Below are 21,489 nucleotides of genomic sequence, written 5' to 3'. Positions count from 1 at the left end.
TTACGCCCTCATGACACAGTTTTTACCGTCAAATCTTGATATCACAGTGTCCTTTAAATAGTCAAACTGGGTAGGCTCAAATAAATAATACATCCTCTTTCCGTCAACAGAACGCTTGATAATCTGCCAAAGAATAAAACCACAGCCATCATTATTTGGGAGAATGAAGTATAATAACTTTCCATTTCCTCCGGATTCAATAGCTTGAAGATCAGTTTCCAAACGAGAAAGAACAGATTCGCTCTTCCCCTCATGCTCAAATTGATAACTTGAAAGATCCGCGATCGAGTGATTAGCAATTTCAGCGATAAGATCAGCCAATTTATCATATGGAGTGTTTGTATTGCTAGGTTCTATACGGACAGCTCCAGTGCTCACAGTATCATTACTACTTACGACATTGTTATAAACAGAATAGAGAATTTCTCCGGCAGCTACTGAGCGCTGAACTATCTCAATGCGGTTCATGCTTTTTACTTTATCTGTTTGTCTGATAGAACGACCATCAAGCAGGACTTTTTCAGCCTCAAGGGATTCGCTTTTAACTGCAACACGGTAGATTACGCTTGGAGCATCAGTTATTATCTGTGTTTCACCATTTAGTACTTCTTTTTCCATCAGATACTGAATACAACCTTTCACACAAGACAACTTCATTTCCGTAGCTGTTCTCTTAACATTTTTCCCGCTTCGTGTCCTTCTTCCAGGAATATATTCCTTCATAAGATCTCTGAACAAACTGATTTTACAAGATTGTCCTGAAAGAAGCATCCTCGTTTTTTGCATCTCTTTATCATCAAATATAAGCTCAGAGCCGTCTGCTTTAAGCAACATAATTGACAAAATATAGTATATTTGAGGACTGAGTAATGCAGTTAGCTCTTTAATGTTAATCGCAACATCCGGAACAGAATCTTGTTTCTTTAAGCTCATCTTTGGAACTATGTGTTCTCCTGAGGGATCAGCGTAGAAATATAGTGCTTTATCGGTTTGGATATCAGTTGAAAAGCTAAATGTAGCACGACTTTCGCCAGAGAAGAACTCTATCTTAATTCTTTCTGCCCAGTTCCAAAGATAGTTGAAGTTGCGCTTAGCTTGAGCAATCATTGCTGCACCGTTGACTATAGCCTTATTAGCATAATCGGTAGGGAGTACCCACTCAGCCTCCTGACTTGCTTTGTCTAATTGGTCATAATATGTAAATGGTGTGTCTTTTCTCTCAATAATCTGCGTGATATACTGATCCACTGCATTTAAATAGTCATCTGTAGCCGTACTGATAAGATCATCTATGCTCATTATCTGAATCTTTGAACTATGCATGCCAGATTTATAGTAATCGCTCAGCTTGATTTTTAACAATTGGAAAATTCTATAGGTAAGCTCGTTACCACCAAAATATTGCCCATTTACTGAACGAACTCTAATCTGTGTCTTCACTCCCACATCAGAGGAAGAAAAAGCATACCTACACCTTGCTACATCAGTTGTGCCACCACCGCAGTCGATTATCATGACATCGCCACGATTCTTCTGCGGATTCTTTCTGAACTCTTCTCTTAGTTCAGAGATTCGTTCATACATGATTGCGATACCTTCATCTAAGGAGCTTTGCACATCTGCAACAGTATATCCAGCTTCATTAAATGTATTTGAGGTGATAGCATAAAGCCTGTCTTTAAGCTTGATTGGTGCTGAAAAATGGAAATTCACAAAGTGCCGCTTGAGCTTTATTTCAGCTTGCTCAACTACGTATTTCAAGAACATAGAAATAATATCATGAACCTTGAGATCGATATTATGGTTGTTCTCATCATTACAGGAGACCGTATAATTTGGATCCGCTGAAATCCATTGCTTTATATTGTAAAAAATGCTCCCCTTCGGTTGATAATCAGTATCAATTAAACGTTTCTTAGCCTCAAATCCGAACAGCAGTTGGGCTGATTCTGCATTTGGGGCATTTAAAATATATGCAATCGTGGGCATTAAACAATTAGGATTTTTATCAGCTGAGGTAACATCATCGAAAGCAACGATTTCATGTGTTTGATCCTCTTTCCATGTGCCTACGGTTGTATTACTCGTTCCAAAATCTATACACAACCAATGGTAGTCTGTAGGAAGAACTTTAGAGAAAAAATCCATTCTAATAGCATAGAAGCGCGTAAGTGTTTCGTTTGCGAATACAAGATAATAGGCATAGTTTGTTGATTTAAAGTCTACTCTAATATTAGCAGAGGCGGCTTCCAAATAATATGTTCCATGATTGTCAGGCAAAAAAGTACCATATATAGCGAGTTCCTTGCTAACTATATTATTCTCAGCAGGAACTATCATGTAGAAATTAGAATTAATCTTTCCTGTAAACTGAAGCCAAATATCATCCGCCTGCGTTATATCAACGCCTTTTGAAATTCCATTAGAATCAGTATAATAAACTTTATTATCAGAACTTGGATTAAAAACTACTTCATCCTGTGGAATGATTTCAATGCAATCATTTTCAAAGAGCTTATTATAAAGGTTTTGTGCGGACTCAAATGAATCTGGTATGATAACTTTGAAAGGGATACCAGACTTGCCTTTTCCGGCAAAAAGATCAGAAATACCATCTAAAGCCTTTCTAAATTTAGATTTTTCCGGTTCATCGTCTATCTTGAGATTATTCTCAAGCATCTTATTCAATTCTGTACGGTCACAGTCCAAAAATTTACTGTATGAAAAGCCAAGGGATAAAAGAAACTTCACCATTTTAGCAGTTGAAACCGTGTAGATTTCGCCCTTCAGTTCATGAAATAGCTTGATAACTTCCTTGCTGCTAACTTCACTGGGAGGATTAATACCCGCTATTTTTAAAGCTTTAGTTACATCTTTAATTGTCATTTGATGCCTCCATATTTATATAAGTTGCGTCTGCCCTACGATTGGAACTGTTGAGTGTGTTAAATCCTCATTTCCTACAATGCCAAAATCATATTTTCCCCATACAGGCACGATTAATCGAGTGCAGTCTGCGAAGAGATTCTTGATTAACCGGAATAGTGTTGTATTATATGCGCTTTCGGGGGCTGCGCAATAATAGTAATATGCATTCCTTGATCTGTTGTAAATAATCTCCGCACTATGACTTGTGTATTTATCATCAAAATGTTCATCACCAGAGATTGTTTGATACAATCTTCCGAAAAATGACATGAATGCTTCATTGAATAATTCTGTACGTTCTCCATTCTGTTGGTATTCCAAAAGATAATGAACTATCATTTTTTGATGTTGAATTGTTAGTGACAAATAATCCATTCTTATCGTCTCTCCAAAATGATTATTTACGATATCTTTTTCAATGCAACATACCCTTGTATTTTTCAAAATATCACCATAAAGTCTTTCTGAAAGTGCAAGATAATGAGTAACGGCATTGAGTGTTTCATTATCTAAATGCACACCTGAGAAGAAAACATCACTAAAGACATCAGAAAAGCGCAGAAATGGATTAACATATACTGGTAGATTATCGTCTGCTGCCATCTGCGCCTCAATAGCACCACCCATGCTTCGTGAATCTATAATAAATTGGCGCTGAGTATTGTTGTTCTCCCAAATATAACTCATTACTCACACCTTCCTACCCAGTGAAATTCAGGATAATATTCATTCATAAAAGACAGGACATATCGTGCAAAATCTTCTTTAAAGGGATTATTTCCTTTAAATGTCAAACAACAAAATAATGCCCTTGTATTTAGGATACTTCGTTCTATTTCTCCGTAGCAATATTGTTCTGCCTGATATTTATAATATCGATGTGCATTCTGATATTCTGAAATGCATTCAGACGGGCATTCTTCAAAAATATTGAACTCATCAGCTATAGAGATATTGTACTCATTCTGTTGAAAAGCACTTAGTGAATAAATTATATCTGCATTGGAGCGCAACCGTCTTTTAATAAATGTTGTTGCTTTAAATGAATTGATATGAGCAGCATTCTGCTTAACTAATACATCAATATCATACATTATATCATGAACAGGATTTACTTTTATACGCTTTATAGGTTCGATTTTAATCTGCCCATCATACATAATATATAGACAGGACTCTTTAATATCACGTGCAATAGCAAGCCGTCTTGTTCCAACTCCGTCAAATATTATATACTCATTAGGATAACAAGCGTATTTGGATTTGTAGCTGGGAGTTGAACCTGCCACAACATACTCATTTGCTGTAAATGTATCTGATGATAATGCTTTTTGTTTCAGCATTTCAGGAGAAAACGCTTGCGATACGGGCAACTCAGGTGAACGACGATTAGTTACTTCAATATTCCACATTAACTTGTGGTCAATTGTTGTGGCGGCAAGATCTTGAGAAAGACAAGGAATATGTATTGCCTGTATTTGTGATATAGAGATATCCTCAGAAAAAACAATTTTAGCAAATTTTCTTGAATACGGAGAATATATCAAAGGTGTCTCTAACCCATATTGAGAAGCAGCTACTTGCAACAGCTTTTCTTGATATACATATGAGTAATTCAATCGAAAAGAACACTTACATTTAATTATACTACCATTTATAAGTTCTACAGTGGTATCATAATCATGCGGAATGCCTGAGTCGGTAATTTCTAAAAAGCGATCATAGCTACACTTAAAGTATGCACCTATAAATTCATTGTATGAGATTAAATCGTCCAAATCATCATCAGGAAAAGATACTTGTGAAAAATCAAACATTGGAAAAAAGCCACGAAGGTTATGCTTTATAGGCAGCAAGGCTACAACTATGTGACCAATAGATTCAGAAGTATGTTCTGCCTCGTATATTGAGGATTGAACCATACTAAACAAGTCGTCAAGTTTTTTGTTTTGGTGAAGTGCCAAATTTTGAAACAATTCTCTAAGCAACTGCTTTTGCTCTCTTGACATATCAGAATCATCGACAATGCTCATTATCTGATTTGCAAGCTCATTTGAGCTTCCCGAATTCTGTGACATAGTACTCCTCATTTCAGAAAAATTTTAGATCCTCTTATTTTAACATCTCCAGAGGTCTTGATGGTGGCATCGCTACCTTGAATACTAAACGAATCTGTTTGTAATGCGAAGTCACGGTCAATTTGAATTTGAGTTCCTTTTATCTTTAAATTTATTGCGCTTTCCGAGATGTTAATAGAATTTTCTCCAACCAAAAGCGAAATATCATCATCGCTAATAACAATCCTACTTTTGTCAGCATGAATCTCTATAGAATTTTCGTGGAACACTAATTGTTTTCCGAATATTGATGAAATATAATGATTTTGTTTTTCACGAAAATCATTATTGAGTGTGTATTCATCACAACACGCTTTGGCGGTCAGCTTATTCTCACTAAATATCAAGGTAACATGATCATTTGTGTTTGGCAAAAACACAGCTCCTGCCTGATCAGAAAGATATGGCACCTGATATGGCATCCACATTAAGTTGTCAGGCATCGCATCAATATAATCACCTGTAACTTTAGCTTTAATGAAGCATTTTCCATCAGGATTCTGACTATCTTCTACGACTGCCTCCATTTCAATATAAGGAAGCACCTTTAATTCTGGAGAAGAAGGCATTTGCCCCAATTCATATGATGTATATTTGTACTGAATAACATTACGTTCAAGAATAATTTCGCATTTTGATATATATCCGGTAAGACAAGCCTGCTTAAGATTGATTCGTTTTCCAATCTCAAAATACTGATCATGAAGAACGAATTCTGCGATAGTTTGTTTTGAGGTTGTGTGTTCAGGGATGATATTTTGAATGGAAAGTTTATCCGGAATGCAATCAATGCTTGCAGTATTGTTGTCATATGAATCAGTAATTTTCAGTATTATTGTATCTGGCGATTCGCTGTCATTGATGATTAATTGCTGTTTAGTATACGCAGCCATACGTAACAGGAAGTTGAAATCCGTTTCGTTGGACTGTACTATAGGCTCAAGTAATACAGAATCATCTTTGCATGAAATCTGAATGTGCGCCTCATTTTTAACATATTTAAGAATATCTGATAATTTCTTATTAGGATCTTGATAGACACGGTTCTTTGGTTCATTATCTATTCGAGCCGAATGCGAACTTGCACATACATGAAGGATAGTTTTAGAATGCATAATTTCCGCAGTTATTGATCGAATAAAACCAAAGAATAAATAATCCCGCCCATTATTGATAGAAATACTCTTATCCACCAAATCAATAAAGCGTGAATGATCTGTATTTCCGATAATAACATCAAAAGTGCATATAGAGTGTGCATTAACTTCTTTTACAAGTCTAAAAGAAATGATATTTTGGTCCTCAAATTCAGAAATACAGATCATATTAAACTCCTTTTTACAGTCTTGCTACATCATGTAAGAAGTCTTTTGAATTATTAGCTTGCTGAATCAGTTTCAGTTCCGCTGTAGTAACTTCTTTCCCAATGAATGACTCCTTATAATCTTCGACAAACACCTTCTGAATGTCAAAAGATCGAATAACCTGTGGCTTTGTATCGTAAACATCAATATGAACAAGGCGGTAAACATCGTCACCTGATGATGCCAATGCCCAATCCATGAAGTCTTTGCAGATACTATTTGTTGCTTCAGTTAGTTTGAGCTTTAAATTGATTCTGTTCACAATATTCGATGCACGGTCATTAACATTTTCATCCACTGTATCAATAAAAATTTCAAGTGACTCTAAAGCATTCTGAAGCTTTTCTTTATCCCGACCATCGATTTCAATAGTCTTGCCTGTATCAGAAGTGATCTTAATGTAATAAAACATACGTTATAACCCCTTTCTATTAGTTCGATGACTCCCTGAATTCCAGATTAAATCCATCACTATCACGGTCATATGTAATATTGATTCTGTTTTCATTAAAAGTAATTGTTTCTTCAGACTGAACTCCACTGGAATTAGGCGAATAAACCGCATTATTAATGTTCATTTTACTCTTTCCACCAGTATATTCATCACAGATTCGCTTGATTTGATCCGCATCTGTTTTCTTAGCAATCGCTCTTAAATACGTCTCAACCATAGTCTTAAAAATTGGACGGAATCTTTCTTCATTTGTAGTATTACCGTCTTTATCTATAATTCGATCTTTCGCAAGCGTTCTTGCACGGAATACATAAGCGTTTGATTGCTTTGTTGTCTGACCTCTATAAGTGAACCATTTTTCATCACCACAGAAGCAGAAGCCAAATCCTCCTGATTTTGATATTTCGTCAATCAGTCCACTATTCCATGAAAGAATTAATTCTCTATTCATTTTTGTTGCAAATACTTGTGAGAGTAAGACCTTTTTATCCCCAGTATTAGTGTCGAAACTGCCCTCAAAGTCAAATCTGACAGGCTGACCAAGAGCATCAGAAACTGGGAAATCCTTAGAGCTAAGAGTATCAAGATGCTGCGTTGATACACACAAAGAAGCAGCAATATATGAGGCATCTACAAACACAGGTGGCAGTTTGATATATTCCTTTCCAATCTTAACACTGCTTTCTCTTCGAGGAAGAATAGTGAAGTTCGGATAACAGAACACTGCATAGTCGCGATATTTTACATTTTCAAGAGCATTCTTATACGCCACAACGGTCTCGCTTGTTAATTCAGAAGAACTTGTCCTTGAACAGCCCTTAAAGTTAAAGAACGTGATTATATTATTTTTACCGAGTAGTTCTAACGCTGTAAGAAGATGAGTAAATGGTGTTAAGCTATAACTGCTAACTGTAGGAGCCGTCTCATTATCTAAATCATCATCTGGATCATCCGGGGAAACAATTATAGGTGCGCCTTCAATTGTAACGAAGTCTTTATGGTCTACAGCTGGTATAATAGCAAACCAGATTTTTTCGTCTGTTTTCTCATTTCCCAGTGCTTCGACGAATTGAATGAAGTTAGCACGATTAGACTCCTTAATTAATTCAGAAATGCTGCAGTTTGTAACTATCAGTTCTGCATTAGTACCAGCATGATCGAAAAATGCCATAACATTGATGATTTTTTCTACCAGTGATACCACATTTTGCGCAAAACTTTCTTGCGACTTCTTATACATAGTCTCATAAAGCGCAAGATTTGTACGCAGTTCATCAACGCTGGCATCATCATCTTCAAATGCCTGTCCACCGAATACCGAAAGGAGCATTTTCTTCATAAATCCAGTGCTTTGAGGATCATCTACTATGCGGAGCTGATTCTTTCCTGTTTCAGCTGCACGGTCAAAATCATTCGAAATTGTCGTGCAAAGCCGTTTCGTAGCCGACTCAACCGATGAAGTCCCAATCATAAGCGTATCAGAATTGCCAGTTACAGGCTTATCATGATACTGAAGTCTGCCTTTTTCGTCAAAGGTAATTTCTACATGTCTCTGAACAGTATCACCATTTGCCAGATTTTGATCTGAGTCGCCGCGATACTCTAAGCGTTCACGCGTATCCTGAATAATAAGTGGTATCAGATTGAACTGACTTCTGGACATGTATTCATCCCTAATACGTCGACGAAGCCGTTTTATCTCAATGGCGATTTCTGATAACTCATCTGGTGCAGCACCGCGTTGCTCCATGCGTAAGTATTCACTAAAATTATAAGTTAACCGTCCACGAATATCACGAGCTTCATCCATAGCATGACTTGGTGCAAATACACGATCAATCAATGTAGAAAACTCAAATGTTGCATCAGATTCACCTGCTATGCCCTTATTTCGGTATATATCTACCATAGCCTTATAAAATGGTTGATCAATCAATTTGCATTCAGTTGCGTTGCCACGTAACGGTTTTTTCAAGCTATAAGTAAATATCGGTACCTCTTCTCTTGTTTGAGGATCAATTTCAACAGTAACATACTCATAGTATTTAGGTTCAAACTTCTCCATGAACTCTTTAAAACTATGAACAATTAGTTTATCCTTTACTTCCAAAAAAGTCTTCTGTGCTTTGCGATCCAGTAAGAAATCCATTCGATCAACAGGAACAGACAGACCATTATCATCGATTCTCTCCGCTCTACTGAATTCCTCAAAAAGGATAGTTCTGCTGGTTTGTTTAATGTATTGTGGCATAATAAACCTCCTCAAGTTAGATTTGGATCATCAACAAAGAAAAGCCCTGAATCCGCTTTAGCCTTTTCAATGGCGTTTTTCAATTGTTCTGTTATAATAATTTCTTGATTTGATACTCCTGATATTTTGAAAATATCATAGTTTCCTGTTTTTTTTGAATCTATCGTAATCTTTGTTGCCTTGTTCCATAGCGAATCAATGCAACTTTCCTCCATTTGTAAGCAATCGATTCGCGGAGGAATAGCTAACCAGTATCTTTCAGAAAGGCCATCTTTCTTTCTGACAAGTTTAATGCGTTGATAAAATAAATAACGGATATCAAAATCATCAAATACACGCTTCAGTTTATCCGATATAATGGGAACGTTACTGTGTAAATCGCAGATAAAATCAGGTAATCGTTGTCCACTTCTATCGTCTAGCAAGAGTTCATGTAAATCACGTTCTACAAACTGAAAAGCACTTTGCTTTGCGGCCCTTTTAACCCCCATGGGGATTTCATCTATGTCTAGATAAATATAATCTGATCCAAGGGTATCAGCGGCTATCAAAAAATAATACTTCATTTTCACTCAACCATGTACCTTTCGATATATTCTTCTATGGATATATCCACATCATATAGCAAAGCCGGAAAAGAAACAAGGACGCGCTTGTTGAGCCAGCTGAGTTTCATTCCATGATGTGGGAAAGCACAGATTTTCTGCCGAAGTGCATCGCTTATGGCATTCATCCGTTGAAAATAGTTTTTCTTTTGTTGATCATAATCACGCATAAAACATGTTTTTTCATACGTTTCAAGATAATACTCTTCAAAAGTGTCGAGATATTCTAATACAATATCTTCATAGCACCGATACGATGTTAATTCTGGATGCTTAGCACGCAATAACTTTAATCTTCCTTCATAACTATGTTGTCCTACATGTAATTGCGATCCTATGAAACCACGTTTTGAGCTATCTAATAGTACTATTTGCTCAGAATTCGCTATATCCTTGTCCATAACATAGTAGAATAATCGTGGCTTCTCTTGTGCCATTATTCTACTTAACTGTACATTTGTAAATGAAGGAAGGAGTATACCGTTTTCAGCACAGTTGATATCGTATTTAAATAAGTTTCCTAATTTGATTAAAAGCGGATAACGCATCCCTCCGTCTTTCTTTTTACTTCCATAGCACTCATTTCCTGGGATTAAATGATGATGTGCTACTGAAGTATCAACCCTATATGCATCTTCCATCTTATATTGAACACCTGATAAGGCTGAAGCAAAATGTGGGTATATATCTGGAAACGCCTTTTCAAGGTTCGCTTTCAATTTAGCGGCATCACTTGCAATCAACATTTTACTGTCTGGCGATTCACAAAATTCACATTTCCCTTTGAATTCTTCTGGACATTTACCGGAACACCAACAATTGGTTCGGCACTGTGTTGAATTGATGGTGTTCTGTTCGGATTTTTCACTTTGATCACTCTCATATTTATCCGAATTAGACTCCGAGTATGTTGAAATCTTGTTTTCTTCAGCCATGCCTGCGATTATGGTAGGTGCAACGATACTAGATGAAGCAGAACTATTTGATGAATTATCTATATTAGGAGCAAAAATTCCTTGAAAAACCTGATTGTTTTGATGCCGTATCTTTATTATGCCTCCTCCTGCTAAACATGGAATAGTAGATGAAGATAAAAGGGCAGGCTGACCTGATACCAATACAGTTGAAGCTGCTCCTATCCATATTGAAGGAGCGGGTGAACACAGAGCACCTTCATGCGCTGAACAGACACTAGCACCATCAGCGATAGGTTTATCGGAAGTCGTTAACATACCATCAACCCTTGATTTAACATCAGAATTATTTCTAATAACACCTTTGCCGCCAAATGTACAAATCCATTCTGCTCCTGAAAACACATAATTGCTAATAGAATCACTCCCTTATCCCACCTAAATGCTTCCGAAACTGTAAATCAGATTATTGTCCCGTATAACAACATGCTTTATATTTTGTGCTAACAAATACTACTTACCATTAATAACTACACTATATTAAAATAATATCAGTCAATAGTATTTACATTAAGTATATCATATAAACATCAAATTTGTCAAGCGATTTGCTCATGTTTATTTAATATTGTTTAATTTTATTAGTGCATAATATACAAAACGGAGAAGAAACTGTATTCTATACTAAATAGCATATTGCTGTATTGATGTTCGATTATATCAAGTAAAAAAAACAGTGTCTATAAACAATTGTTCTTTATCAATATTATTTCGTTTTAAACAATATTTTTTGACTTCATATATGATTTGGACGAAATGAATATGTATATAATTTAGGCGACAGTGGATATCGTTAAGATAGATTCAGACATTTGAATGATAATGAAGATGATTAATAATTACGTGAATGGTGTTATTAAAGTAAAAACATCAAGTGAAGTTGGTTTTATTTACACGTTGAACAAAATTATCTATAACTTTTTGAGCATGATAATGGTATTACCCCAATTTAGTAAAGTTCATATATAATATGTTTATCCATAACCTTTACCAAATGTAATACAGCACAATAATATAATTATAAATGTAATTATTTTGTTAATTTTACTGCAAGCATATTGACTGATTGTAAATATATGTTAAAATATAAGTGTAAACATATCATGGTAAACTTTAATTTGAGTGCTTGTTTTTATTTAAGAGGTGAGTTTATGAAAAAGATTATTTCAATATTTACGTTAATATGCTTATTAGTATCTCTATGTGGATGTGGTAAGAATAAAGATGAATCAAATACAGCCTCAAATATACCACAAAACAAATCAGAAGAAACCAATACTTTTGGCGATGAGATTTTTGTTGATCAAGATAATATTAAAATATCGTTTGATGAGAAGCAGTTTAGAGGAACGGGTATTGCTTTAGAATTTCTAATTGATAATAAATCAGAAAGGGATATTACTGTAATAACAGATAGTTATACTGCAAATGATTATATGCTTAATAGCTCTGATTCTGAATCTGTTTTATCAGGGAAAAAAACCTATTTAGAAATATTTATTTTTAACTCTGATCTTAGGGACCTAAAAATCGATGAGGATGGTCCGTATGAATTTGATTTTAAAATGAAAGTTATCGACAAAAATGATAGTGAATGGTCAATAAAAACAGAAGAAATAACACTCAATATAAGTGATCGTCAAATATACCGCGTCAAATAAGATACAATAATTACCCTTGCCAGGTCAGTTTGGCGAGGGTATACTTTATCAATTAAAATAAGGAGGCTTTTCTTATGCTCGGAGCAATATTAGGTGATATGATTGGCGCACCATATGAATTTGACAGAGGTGACAAAACAAAGGATTTTCCATTGTTTAGCGAAAAATCCGAGTTTACAGATGATTCTGTTATGACTATTGCCGTAGCAGAAGCGTTGCTTGCTACTATTGGCAAGTCAGATGATGAAATAAAGACAGCACTGGTCGATTCCATGCAGAAATGGGGCAAAAAGTATCCTCACGCTGGATATGGATGTATGTTTAGTCAATGGCTTGGAACTCCTGATCCTAAACCTTATGGCAGTTTCGGTAATGGCTCTGCTATGAGAGTGGCAGCTGCCGGTTGGTTGTTTGATGATATTGAGACCACAAGGCATATTGCTGCACTTACATCGGAAGTAACTCATAATCATCCAGAAGGTATAAAAGGTGCAGAAGCAACGGCAAGTGCTATTTTTCTTTCCAGAAACGGCAAAAGCAAAACTGAAATCAAAGATTATATAATAAAAGAGTTCAATTATGACCTTTCCAGAACCTGTGACGAAATTAGACCTAAATACCACCATGTGGAGACTTGTCAGGAAACGGTACCAGAAGCAATTACTACTTTTTTGGAAGGACAGAGCTTTGAAGATGTAATACGCACGGCAGTTTCTCTCGGTGGTGACTGTGACACGCTTACTTGTATTTCTGGAAGTATTGCAGAAGCATTCTATGAAATACCTAAAGAGATAGCCGACGAAGGTTTACATCGCTTGAGCAGTGATTTGCGAGCTGTTTTAAGGAATTTTTATGAACACATACGTAAGGAGATTTGACTATGATCAGTTATAATGAAGCATTAAAGATAGCTCTTCAGCTTAAAAGCAGAATAGATAAATGCGTAGAAACACCTAATGCATATCTTTTTAAGAATGTAGATGATGAATATTCTATAGGTGGAGAAGGGATATGTTGCATTCTTAAAGAGAACGGAAAAGCAATAGGAACTACAGAATATTATGAGAACTATGCAAACTATTCTGACGATGAAGTAAAAGAATTTGATGTTAATCTTAAAGTATAGACTATCATAACTTTAAAAAATGCAGATACATATATGATTTATAATTATATAGAAGTGAATAATACAGTGATGATTTTTCATTGCTTTAATGGTTGAGGTGCATTTATATGATTAATTACGACGAAGCCTTAGAAATTGCTCAAAAGTACAAGAAAAACATAAACATCTGTATTGAATATGAAAAAGGATTTGCGTTTGGTAGCTCAGAAGATACTGGATATGAAGGTGGATATGGTCATACAACAGTTGTTATTCTTAAAGAGACAGGTAAAGTTACAAAAATGCCAGAATTTGTTATGAATGGTACAGGTAAAGAAATAGGACAATATCAAATTGATTGTGGTGGTGTAGAGATTCCACCTATACCATAACAACAGAAAAACTTAGTATAAACGAGAATAGTAAGGGAGTTTGTTTATGACGTACAAAAAAGGCTATGCTTAAGTCATAGCCTTTTTGTATGTATTCGGAAATAGTGTTAGAGATTTCTTGTTAATTTATAGTATAAATCACATTATGCAAAATACCGCGCCCACAAAGAGATCATTATGTGAAATAGAACACTTTACCTCTTGGTCTGAAAGGTAGCCTTCTGCCCTCAGGAATAAGAAAAGCGTGTTCATGATGTATCTTAAGATTATCTTCAATTTGTGCATCGGTAATGATAAGGATTGGTCCATCTTTCGGAAAATCCTTGGCCTGTTCAAGAAGATCAACAGCAGGCTGTAGTATCGTACCTCCTCGTCCCTTTACCATAACACGTCCCGCGATGTCCTCGGGAGCAATATATCCTATGTCGTAAGCATTCGCATCGCAAAATACTACACGGACTAATGGAACATCTTTTGATACAGAGTAGCTTGCTGCAGCACCAAGAGCTTTACCTATCAGCTCCGGAGTCATTGAACCAGATGTATCGATAATAACTCCGTATGTCCGGCTGAATTCCGGTATTTCAGGCTTTATCCAGTTTGGGCGTGGGATATCGGGGGTGCTGCTCTGACGCCGGCTGGGTCTGGCATATGTCCTGTGCTTTTCAAGCGGCTGAAACCATGTGTCGAACCACTTGGCGAGTTCAACATCCCAAGGAACGGGCGGCATAGAAAGTGCCTTTATCTCCTCAATGAGACCAGCAGGGATATATCCTCTGCCAGTCGAGGTGTGGTATTCCAGACCGCCACGCAATGCGCTTTTGCAGAAATCATCCAGTGTGGTAGCACTGTTATTGCTCTCTGACCATCCTTTGTCGATAATATCTCCTTTACCGTAGCCTCTGAATGTTTCATACTTGGAGTTTTTGCGGATATTCTCGATAAGCTTGTCATATATTTCTTCGGCAGACAAATTATTCAGTGTTTCATCGTACAGGAGCCCTTTCTGAGGCATTGCTCCTATCTGCATTTCGTTCAGCCAGCCGTTGATAATAAAATCACATGCAACATTCCACAAATAGTGATCTCTGCCGTTCCGCCTTGCATGATGCTGAAGACCAGCATGAAGATATTCATGCGCAAGAACAAATTTCCACTCTTCAAGTGTAAGCCCAGTTGTAGGATTGACATATATTTCTCCATTCATGACATCTACAGCAGCGATTTCAACATCATTCAAGTCATTTCTATTGAGAGTTTCAACTATCTTAAAGCCTGTAGCGATACCTCCCAATAGCGGATAATGGTTGATGAACCACTCTGCTGCCTTCTCCATAGTGCTCTTTCGCTTTCTGGTCATTACCTGACTATCATTTGCCTTATCTATGACCGAACGCACTGAACTAGCAAGAGCATAGGCAAAGCGGCTTATATATTCATTCTTGCCGTAACGGTATTCGAGCGGAGATTCTGTTCCTATCATATCAGGGAACTCACCAGCAGTTCCGAAAACGTTCCTGTCTGTGCTAATATTAAGTTCAACAAGCTTATCATATATCTTTAGTTCGCTTGATGCAGTACCATAGTTGGTTAGTTGAGCAGTATCGATGTCAGTAGAGCCAAATTTTATGTCAGCAAGAAAACGTGATATATAAATATCACAAGCCATATTCCACAGCTCAGGATCATATTTGTTAACCCATTTCTGCTGCTTTTCGGTTATCTGCTGCCAGTAGCCAGGCATACGTTCGGAGTCAAAATGTCCGAAGCACAAGTGGAGCAGGCAGTGAGCTATTATATATGCCCATTCTTTCGGAGTCCTATCACAGTCCTTATTAAGATATATGCGTCCTGACGATGATACTTTGGCAGGAACATTTTTGCCTAATCTGCTTTTAGGAACGATCTCCGGGTTTATTCGAAGGAGTCCGAATAGTGGGTGTTTCTGTGTAATATCAATACCGTCAAGGAGCTGTTGCTCATTTGGGGTTATCTTTTCCTCTTTTTTCTTTTTCATGATTATTTATCGTTTTTTATAAGTCTCGGCAGATCGCGGACAATCTCGACCATAAACCATTCAGGAAGTACCTTTCCGTCATCGGAAGAAACTATCATCTGCGCAAGTTCAAGGTTAATGTGGGCAAGGTCTTTTATTAGTGCTTTTGCCCTGTGAGTAAGGTACTGGGTATTCTTGTCCATTTTCTGCTTTTCTTCAGGAAGCTCCATGAGCAGTTTGGCACGGAAGCTCTGAGATACAAAATACAGAACATCTCTGTCCTTGGGATCAGACGGAAATCTTGCATCTCCCTTGATTATCTGACTAAGAAGGTTTTTATTGCTCAGATTCTTCACGAATGCTAAGAACAGACCAGCGTGACTTGCAGAAACAGAACCGTATGCAAGCACACGGAGAATGCTTTCGGGAACTTCTTTTTCCCCTGCCCCGTACTCTTTTAATGCGTCACTGAGCATATGCCATGAACGCGGTGTAGAATACGGTTCTTCCGTTTTAGGAGGTTCTGAGAAAAGATGGTCGGGGCGCTGTGTTATATAATCGATCACCCATTGGTGAAGCTCATTCTCGTATGCCCAGTTGAGCCACTGCTGTGGATCTGCCACAAGCTGAACATGAAACATACGGTTTATAAGAGCAGTGGACATAGTTTTTACTATCGCACCGTCCTGAGAACGGTTGCCAGCTCCGATGACTACACTTCCTTTAGGAAGATGATATTCGCCTATGCGTTTCTCATGAATAAGGCTGTAGAAAGCCTTCTGCACCTCCTGTGTGCAGGCGTTCAGCTCGTCAAGGAACAGGACATACGGCTCTTTCCTTGCTATCATTTTAGGTGGCATAAACTGCGAGGTATCGCCTTTTATCTGAGGTATTCCGATTATATCCTCGGGTGCAAGCTGGCTTCCGAGAAGTGAAACACACGGTAAACCAACATCATCGGCGAATTTCTGAACTAAAGCAGATTTGCCGATTCCAGGAGCTCCCCATATAAAAACTGGTCTTGACGGGGAGATATTAAGTAGAATATCAGATAATTCATTTTGTGTAACTGTAAAAGATAGATTCATTTTACCTCCAATTATTATTCATCAAAGCTTACAGGATGCTTAGATTTGCGCCTGTAAGCTTTTTTATTCTCATCTGCAACGCGCGTGACAGGATTCATGCCGTTCCAGTCGCGGCGTTTTGCAGAATCGAGCTTCTTTTTCTCCTTTTTGCTAAGCTTGTGATAAGGTATAAAATCTGTCATCATTCTTCACCCGCCTTGAAGTTGTAGATAGGCTTTATAACTTCGTTTATCTCAACAGTATCGCCAATATTGTCAACGATATCGTCAATTGACTTATACGCCATCGGACATTCATCAAGCGTTCCTGCGTTGACAGAAGTTGTGTAGATGCCATCCATCTGCTTCTTGAATTCTGAAACTGTGAAGCTCTGCTTGGCTTCAGAACGGGACATGAGACGACCCGCACCGTGGGGAGCAGAGAAGTTCCAGTCGGGATTACCCTTTCCCGTACAGATAAGGCTGCCATCTCTCATATTTATCGGTATGAGCAGTTTTTCACCTGCCTGAGCTGAAACAGCGCCCTTGCGAAGAATCATGGTATCAGTGTCGATGTAATTATGAATGGTAGTGAACTGCTCCTCAACGTGGAGGTGCATACCCTTGATTATCTCGTCCATCATTGCCTGACGGTTTATCATTGCAAACTGCTGAACAATCTTCATATCGTGAATATACTGATCGAACAGTTCGCCCTCACAGTAGGAAAGATTCTTTGGAATGCCTATCCTTCCAGTGTTTTTGAGACGCTTGATAGCTTCTTCAATTTTCTTTTCCTTGCCCATTTCCTTATACATCTCTATCAGCTTCTTAACATCTTCTCTGTTCCTTGCAAGATTGGCAAAAGCTTTTTCCTGATAGTATGTAGCAGTCTCAACGCCGAGATGACGCGAACCTGAATGTATCACGATGTAAATGCTACCGTCTTCTCCTTTGTCTGCTTCTATAAAGTGATTACCGCCTCCAAGAGTTCCGATACTAAGCTCTGCACGGACAGACTTTATCTTTTCGTAGCAGTACAGCTCCGAGAGATCAATCTGCTCACTATAACGGTGTGCTTCCTTGCGTATGTTGAAGCCCGAAGGAATTTTTTCACGGATAAGCTTGTCGAGCTTCTGGAGCTCAATATGCTTCTCCTTGATGCGGATTGTCTCCATTCCGCAGCCAATGTCAACGCCTACGAAATTGGGAACGAGTTTGTCCTTGACAGTCATAGTAGTACCAATAGTACAGCCTGCACCTGCGTGAACATCTGGCATTATACGGATAGCGAGTCCTTCGCTCATTGGCTGGTTGCAGATCTCGGTTATCTGAGACATTGCAGTCTTCTCGATAACATCGGTAAAAACTTTAGCTGTGTTGTATTTTCCTGTTAATTCAATCATAGTTTTTCCTTTCCGCCTGCAACAAAAAAGCGCCCCTGTTTGACGCAGGAGCGCAGAAATGTATACCGAAAACAATACACCTATCTCAGTGCATTATGCGGCTGTGCAGGCAAACTCCATGCATATAATATTTTATTTTCTTAAAACTTTTGTATGAGTCTGAATATGTCATAGAGCTCACCGTCCTTTCTTAGAATATGGCTTTATTATAGCCGTGTACAATTCAGATGTCAAGTATATTTGAAAAATGTAACTGAACTGTAACTGAATGGACGGTATCTATCCCATTTCAATTTATAAAATGAATAGATACATAAACATCCGCGTCTCCATCACTAAGTCCTCCATCAGCATTAACGAAAAAGTGTAATTCATATTGCTTCATTTTTCCGCTTTTCTTCTCACACAAAAAATATCTTTCAGAATCGTGAAAAACAAGGATACAGTTATCCTTCGAATAGTCCTTGATATGCCGATATATCGCTATTGGGCAACAAAGGCGTATCTCGTTCAAGTGAGAATCTAGAAATTGTTCATAAATGTTTTTGGCCTGTGGTACATACTGAGCGTATCGTGTATAACTGCTACCTTCAGACTCTATAACTATACCATCACCAAAATCAATATCATAGAGGAGAATACAGTGATACATATTCTCCTTGTTGTCATAGTACATGAAATCCTTGTTTCTTTCTATAAAAGCCACATTCATAAAAGGAAACCGTGAGATATGCTCAAAGTTTTTATGAGTTACGGCAATCGCCTTTTCGATTACACATTTTTTTACATCAAAACTGACAGGTTTCTCCTCAAGATTTGTGTTCAATACCAGCTTATCAGAAAACTCCATAAAGTGATCAGCAAACAGCTTTTTGATGCCGTTTATACATCTAGCATCACTATATAAGATGGTTTTAAAGATAACATCATGATCTGCAACGTTATCGAGAATCTCGCACAAATTATTTAGTTCGAATAGGTTATCATTTTTGCACAACCTATCTATAATGAGATCATCAAGTGGGTTATTAGTATAAAGGCCAACAAGATACTGATCATTTGCATTGTTTCTGAGCTTTAGTTTTTCAGCTGGCAGATTAATTCCTGATTTTTTTATGTCTTCTGCCAACTCCTGTCTTCTTTTGGGAATAATCGTTGACAGTTCCTTTCCCTTATATCGGATATTAACATTTATCATAGAGTATCTCACCTTACATTCTTAATTCGACATCTTCTGACGGCAACACAGGAGCCGCCTTTACTTCTTTCTCTGTCATAAGCTCCCATGCACCGTTAGTATCATAGAAACTGACGTGGATATCTCCCTCGGGAGTATGAATCTCATGCTGCTCAAAACCCTCACCCCAGCCGTCTGATGCCTGTCCAGAGAGCTCCTGAAGAAGCTCGTCATACTCGTAGCTGTCAAGTTCGCCACAGATCTGGCATATAAACACGCCTAAGAGTCTGTCTCCGACCTTTTCAACAGAGGGGAATATGGAGTAGACCTTATCGGCGAAGCGTTTTCTATCTCCGAGATACGCCATAATACCACAGTTTTCTTCTTCATCGCACTGATACGCCTCGATAGCACTGCTGATCTCACTCTCATATTCAAGAGACTCATAATCGGAAAGTTCCTCGGTATCATCAAGGAATTCGTCCTCGTCCTCATCGAATGAAGGTCTGATCTCTCGCTGGATATTCAGTGGACAATAGAATTTCAGTTCAGTGAGTTCCTTTGCCTCAACATGGATATCCGACTGAAATTCAACTCCGATATCGGTATTCTCAGCAATTTTGATGTCATCTCTCTGAGCGAGCTGCTGTACGATAGCATTTTTGACAAGGCTCTCGACCTCGTCCATATTGATCATATCAGCCGATGTGAAGTCTGTCTTGTCTGTGTGAGCAAGCTCAGCGATCTTTTCGACTGTATCCTTGATCATGTCGTGAAGTTTTATCTCAGGTTCTGAAGTCTGGTATCTGTCGTAGATTGACTTAGCATCAGGTACGAACATGGAAAGGCGAGGATAATCAAATCCTTCCGCCTCGATGAGCAGTCCGTCGTCACCGTACTCGTCAAGCAACATTATGCAGTGGTAGGCATTCTTGTCCTCGTACATAAGGTCCCTGGCGGCAGTGATCGCCTCATGCTCTTGATATGGGTTTGCTTTCAGCTTTTCAAAGTCGGAATGAGGAAGGAATACCCATTTCTCAACCTCACAGCGTTTGGTGTTATGATCAGAAGCCTTGTGCGTCAGCTTTCCGTTCATGAAGAATTTTTTCATCTGTTTTCCTCCTGACAGTTTATTCATAGACAGCAGGCGTGATCTGCTTTCTATGTATCTGCCACAGGAGACTCACAAATCGCTGATATCGCTTCTACACATGTTTTGAAAACAAAAAGAAAGGCTCGGTTTCGATGCTTTCACAATTCGTGATAAGCACCAAAACCGAGCCTGAAACTTTGTATACTATTTTGGGATGATAACCTCAAGATTTGCCTGTATTTTGACCTTTATTGAGTCGAAAACTTGCTCTTGTGAGGGTTCAAATCCAGCCAAGAGCCTAAAATGCCCCAATGTCAACATTCATTTTTTCAAGTTTTACCCAGACATCTGAGCAGCAAAAAAGCCCGATAAATCGGGCTTTTTCTGACGTGTCATCTTTTTCGTCAATCATACTTGGTTGCGGCGGCTGGATTTGAACCAACGACCTTCGGGTTATGAGTGTTGAACATTAGAAGATGTGACTTGCACCTACCGTTCATAATTGCCGATATTTAGCCATTTTCAAATATCAACCGATCCATGATTTGTATTAAATACATACCTATTTTTCATACAATAACGGAAAAATAACGGAAACGATTTATCATTCAGAATTTCTAAACTTACTCGTTACCTACACATTTTCATCGATAGCATCTGGCTCTCACAGTTTTTGGCTGTGAGAGCTTTTATTGTTCTAGAAAAATACTTTTGCGTGAAAAAAGTGGTATAAGTGGTAAAATACTTCGTGCAGCCGTGGCATTGAACGGTATAAACAGCTGTCAGTTTTGAAGTTTATTTTTGTTTTGCTTCACGCTCTTTTTTCAAGATAAGAGCAAGTACACCTGTCATAGCAATAAGTGAAACAAAGCCATTTGAAGATAAGCTGCAATAGGTAGC

The 21,489-nt window shown here is 37.8% G+C and carries 18 protein-coding genes; 4 read left to right on the top strand and 14 right to left on the bottom strand.

Features of this window, described 5'->3' with window-relative positions; translation table 11 throughout:
• From T497_RS0107950 to T497_RS0107915, 8 genes are read right to left on the bottom strand one after another with little or no spacing between them, the layout of a single operon-like run.
• Complete coding sequence (locus T497_RS0107950) at positions 1 to 2,886, bottom strand: hypothetical protein (protein ID WP_028515164.1); 2,886 nt, start codon at positions 2,884 to 2,886, stop codon at positions 1 to 3.
• Between the two features lie 15 nt (positions 2,887 to 2,901).
• On the bottom strand, positions 2,902 to 3,615 hold the full coding sequence (locus T497_RS0107945) for a hypothetical protein (RefSeq protein ID WP_028515163.1): 714 nt from the start codon (positions 3,613 to 3,615) through the stop codon (positions 2,902 to 2,904).
• The gene (locus tag T497_RS0107940; RefSeq protein ID WP_028515162.1) at positions 3,615 to 5,006 is read right to left on the bottom strand and encodes a hypothetical protein; all 1,392 of its coding nucleotides are present in this window, start codon (positions 5,004 to 5,006) and stop codon (positions 3,615 to 3,617) included. Before T497_RS0107940 ends, T497_RS0107945 begins: the two co-directional genes overlap by 1 nt.
• 8 nt (positions 5,007 to 5,014) lie before the next feature.
• Positions 5,015 to 6,370, bottom strand: coding sequence for a hypothetical protein (locus T497_RS0107935; protein ID WP_028515161.1), 1,356 nt, complete (start codon positions 6,368 to 6,370; stop codon positions 5,015 to 5,017).
• Between the two features lie 13 nt (positions 6,371 to 6,383).
• Positions 6,384 to 6,821, bottom strand: a complete 438-nt coding sequence (locus tag T497_RS0107930) for a hypothetical protein (protein WP_028515160.1) — start codon at positions 6,819 to 6,821, stop codon at positions 6,384 to 6,386.
• 19 nt (positions 6,822 to 6,840) lie between these two features.
• Entirely contained in the window at positions 6,841 to 9,114 is a 2,274-nt protein-coding gene (locus T497_RS0107925; RefSeq protein ID WP_028515159.1) for a hypothetical protein, read from the bottom strand.
• Positions 9,115 to 9,125: 11 nt separating this feature from the next.
• Entirely contained in the window at positions 9,126 to 9,680 is a 555-nt protein-coding gene (locus T497_RS0107920) for an imm11 family protein (protein WP_037324660.1), read from the bottom strand.
• A 2-nt stretch (positions 9,681 to 9,682) separates the two neighbouring features.
• Complete coding sequence (locus T497_RS0107915) at positions 9,683 to 11,038, bottom strand: PAAR-like protein (RefSeq protein WP_028515157.1); 1,356 nt, start codon at positions 11,036 to 11,038, stop codon at positions 9,683 to 9,685.
• An 806-nt stretch (positions 11,039 to 11,844) separates the two neighbouring features.
• On the opposite strand from T497_RS0107915, the gene T497_RS0107910 reads away from it, so the two are divergent.
• From T497_RS0107910 to T497_RS0107895, 4 genes are all read left to right on the top strand, one after another.
• Positions 11,845 to 12,354 (top strand): LptM family lipoprotein, encoded by a 510-nt coding sequence (locus tag T497_RS0107910; RefSeq protein WP_028515156.1) that lies wholly within the window; start codon positions 11,845 to 11,847, stop codon positions 12,352 to 12,354.
• 74 nt (positions 12,355 to 12,428) lie between these two features.
• A complete protein-coding gene (locus T497_RS16210; RefSeq protein ID WP_037324658.1) occupies positions 12,429 to 13,232 on the top strand; it encodes an ADP-ribosylglycohydrolase family protein in 804 nt (267 codons plus the stop codon).
• Positions 13,233 to 13,234: 2 nt separating this feature from the next.
• Complete coding sequence (locus T497_RS0107900; protein WP_028515155.1) at positions 13,235 to 13,480, top strand: hypothetical protein; 246 nt, start codon at positions 13,235 to 13,237, stop codon at positions 13,478 to 13,480.
• A gap of 107 nt (positions 13,481 to 13,587) precedes the next feature.
• Complete coding sequence (locus T497_RS0107895; RefSeq protein ID WP_028515154.1) at positions 13,588 to 13,851, top strand: hypothetical protein; 264 nt, start codon at positions 13,588 to 13,590, stop codon at positions 13,849 to 13,851.
• A gap of 175 nt (positions 13,852 to 14,026) precedes the next feature.
• On the opposite strand, the gene T497_RS0107890 is transcribed toward T497_RS0107895, so the two are convergent.
• From T497_RS0107890 to T497_RS17460, 6 genes are all read right to left on the bottom strand, one after another.
• Positions 14,027 to 15,868, bottom strand: coding sequence for a vWA domain-containing protein (locus T497_RS0107890; protein WP_037324657.1), 1,842 nt, complete (start codon positions 15,866 to 15,868; stop codon positions 14,027 to 14,029).
• Between the two features lie 2 nt (positions 15,869 to 15,870).
• Positions 15,871 to 16,935 (bottom strand): AAA family ATPase, encoded by a 1,065-nt coding sequence (locus tag T497_RS0107885; RefSeq protein ID WP_028515152.1) that lies wholly within the window; start codon positions 16,933 to 16,935, stop codon positions 15,871 to 15,873.
• A 14-nt stretch (positions 16,936 to 16,949) separates the two neighbouring features.
• A complete protein-coding gene (locus T497_RS18250; protein ID WP_155266865.1) occupies positions 16,950 to 17,120 on the bottom strand; it encodes a hypothetical protein in 171 nt (56 codons plus the stop codon).
• Positions 17,117 to 18,319: an RNA-splicing ligase RtcB gene (locus tag T497_RS0107875; protein ID WP_028515151.1), complete on the bottom strand. Its 1,203-nt coding sequence runs from the start codon at positions 18,317 to 18,319 to the stop codon at positions 17,117 to 17,119. Before T497_RS0107875 ends, T497_RS18250 begins: the two co-directional genes overlap by 4 nt.
• A 289-nt stretch (positions 18,320 to 18,608) precedes the next feature.
• Entirely contained in the window at positions 18,609 to 19,517 is a 909-nt protein-coding gene (locus tag T497_RS0107865; protein ID WP_028515150.1) for a DUF6329 domain-containing protein, read from the bottom strand.
• Positions 19,518 to 19,530: 13 nt separating this feature from the next.
• Complete coding sequence (locus T497_RS17460) at positions 19,531 to 20,607, bottom strand: DUF6329 domain-containing protein (protein WP_051530575.1); 1,077 nt, start codon at positions 20,605 to 20,607, stop codon at positions 19,531 to 19,533.
• Positions 20,608 to 21,489: the final 882 nt, after the last annotated feature.

The sequence above is a fragment of the Ruminococcus flavefaciens MA2007 genome, assembly GCF_000621845.1.
Taxonomy (GTDB): Bacteria; Bacillota; Clostridia; order Oscillospirales; family Ruminococcaceae; genus Ruminococcus; species Ruminococcus flavefaciens_E.
This window is presented reverse-complemented; position numbering and strand designations above follow the sequence as displayed.

What these genes read in the sequence shown, in the direction of transcription:
- T497_RS18250 (WP_155266865.1), bottom strand. Translation starts at nt 17,120, where the DNA reads ATGATGACAGATTTTATACCTTATCACAAGCTTAGCAAAAAGGAGAAA.
- T497_RS0107930 (WP_028515160.1), bottom strand. Translation starts at nt 6,821, where the DNA reads ATGTTTTATTACATTAAGATCACTTCTGATACAGGCAAGACTATTGAA.
- T497_RS0107885 (WP_028515152.1), bottom strand. Translation starts at nt 16,935, where the DNA reads ATGAATCTATCTTTTACAGTTACACAAAATGAATTATCTGATATTCTA.
- T497_RS16210 (WP_037324658.1), top strand. Translation starts at nt 12,429, where the DNA reads ATGCTCGGAGCAATATTAGGTGATATGATTGGCGCACCATATGAATTT.
- T497_RS0107950 (WP_028515164.1), bottom strand. Translation starts at nt 2,886, where the DNA reads ATGACAATTAAAGATGTAACTAAAGCTTTAAAAATAGCGGGTATTAAT.
- T497_RS0107865 (WP_028515150.1), bottom strand. Translation starts at nt 19,517, where the DNA reads ATGATAAATGTTAATATCCGATATAAGGGAAAGGAACTGTCAACGATT.
- T497_RS0107925 (WP_028515159.1), bottom strand. Translation starts at nt 9,114, where the DNA reads ATGCCACAATACATTAAACAAACCAGCAGAACTATCCTTTTTGAGGAA.
- T497_RS0107920 (WP_037324660.1), bottom strand. Translation starts at nt 9,680, where the DNA reads ATGAAGTATTATTTTTTGATAGCCGCTGATACCCTTGGATCAGATTAT.
- T497_RS0107935 (WP_028515161.1), bottom strand. Translation starts at nt 6,370, where the DNA reads ATGATCTGTATTTCTGAATTTGAGGACCAAAATATCATTTCTTTTAGA.
- T497_RS0107895 (WP_028515154.1), top strand. Translation starts at nt 13,588, where the DNA reads ATGATTAATTACGACGAAGCCTTAGAAATTGCTCAAAAGTACAAGAAA.
- T497_RS0107890 (WP_037324657.1), bottom strand. Translation starts at nt 15,868, where the DNA reads ATGAAAAAGAAAAAAGAGGAAAAGATAACCCCAAATGAGCAACAGCTC.
- T497_RS0107900 (WP_028515155.1), top strand. Translation starts at nt 13,235, where the DNA reads ATGATCAGTTATAATGAAGCATTAAAGATAGCTCTTCAGCTTAAAAGC.
- T497_RS0107945 (WP_028515163.1), bottom strand. Translation starts at nt 3,615, where the DNA reads ATGAGTTATATTTGGGAGAACAACAATACTCAGCGCCAATTTATTATA.
- T497_RS0107910 (WP_028515156.1), top strand. Translation starts at nt 11,845, where the DNA reads ATGAAAAAGATTATTTCAATATTTACGTTAATATGCTTATTAGTATCT.
- T497_RS17460 (WP_051530575.1), bottom strand. Translation starts at nt 20,607, where the DNA reads ATGAAAAAATTCTTCATGAACGGAAAGCTGACGCACAAGGCTTCTGAT.
- T497_RS0107940 (WP_028515162.1), bottom strand. Translation starts at nt 5,006, where the DNA reads ATGTCACAGAATTCGGGAAGCTCAAATGAGCTTGCAAATCAGATAATG.
- T497_RS0107875 (WP_028515151.1), bottom strand. Translation starts at nt 18,319, where the DNA reads ATGATTGAATTAACAGGAAAATACAACACAGCTAAAGTTTTTACCGAT.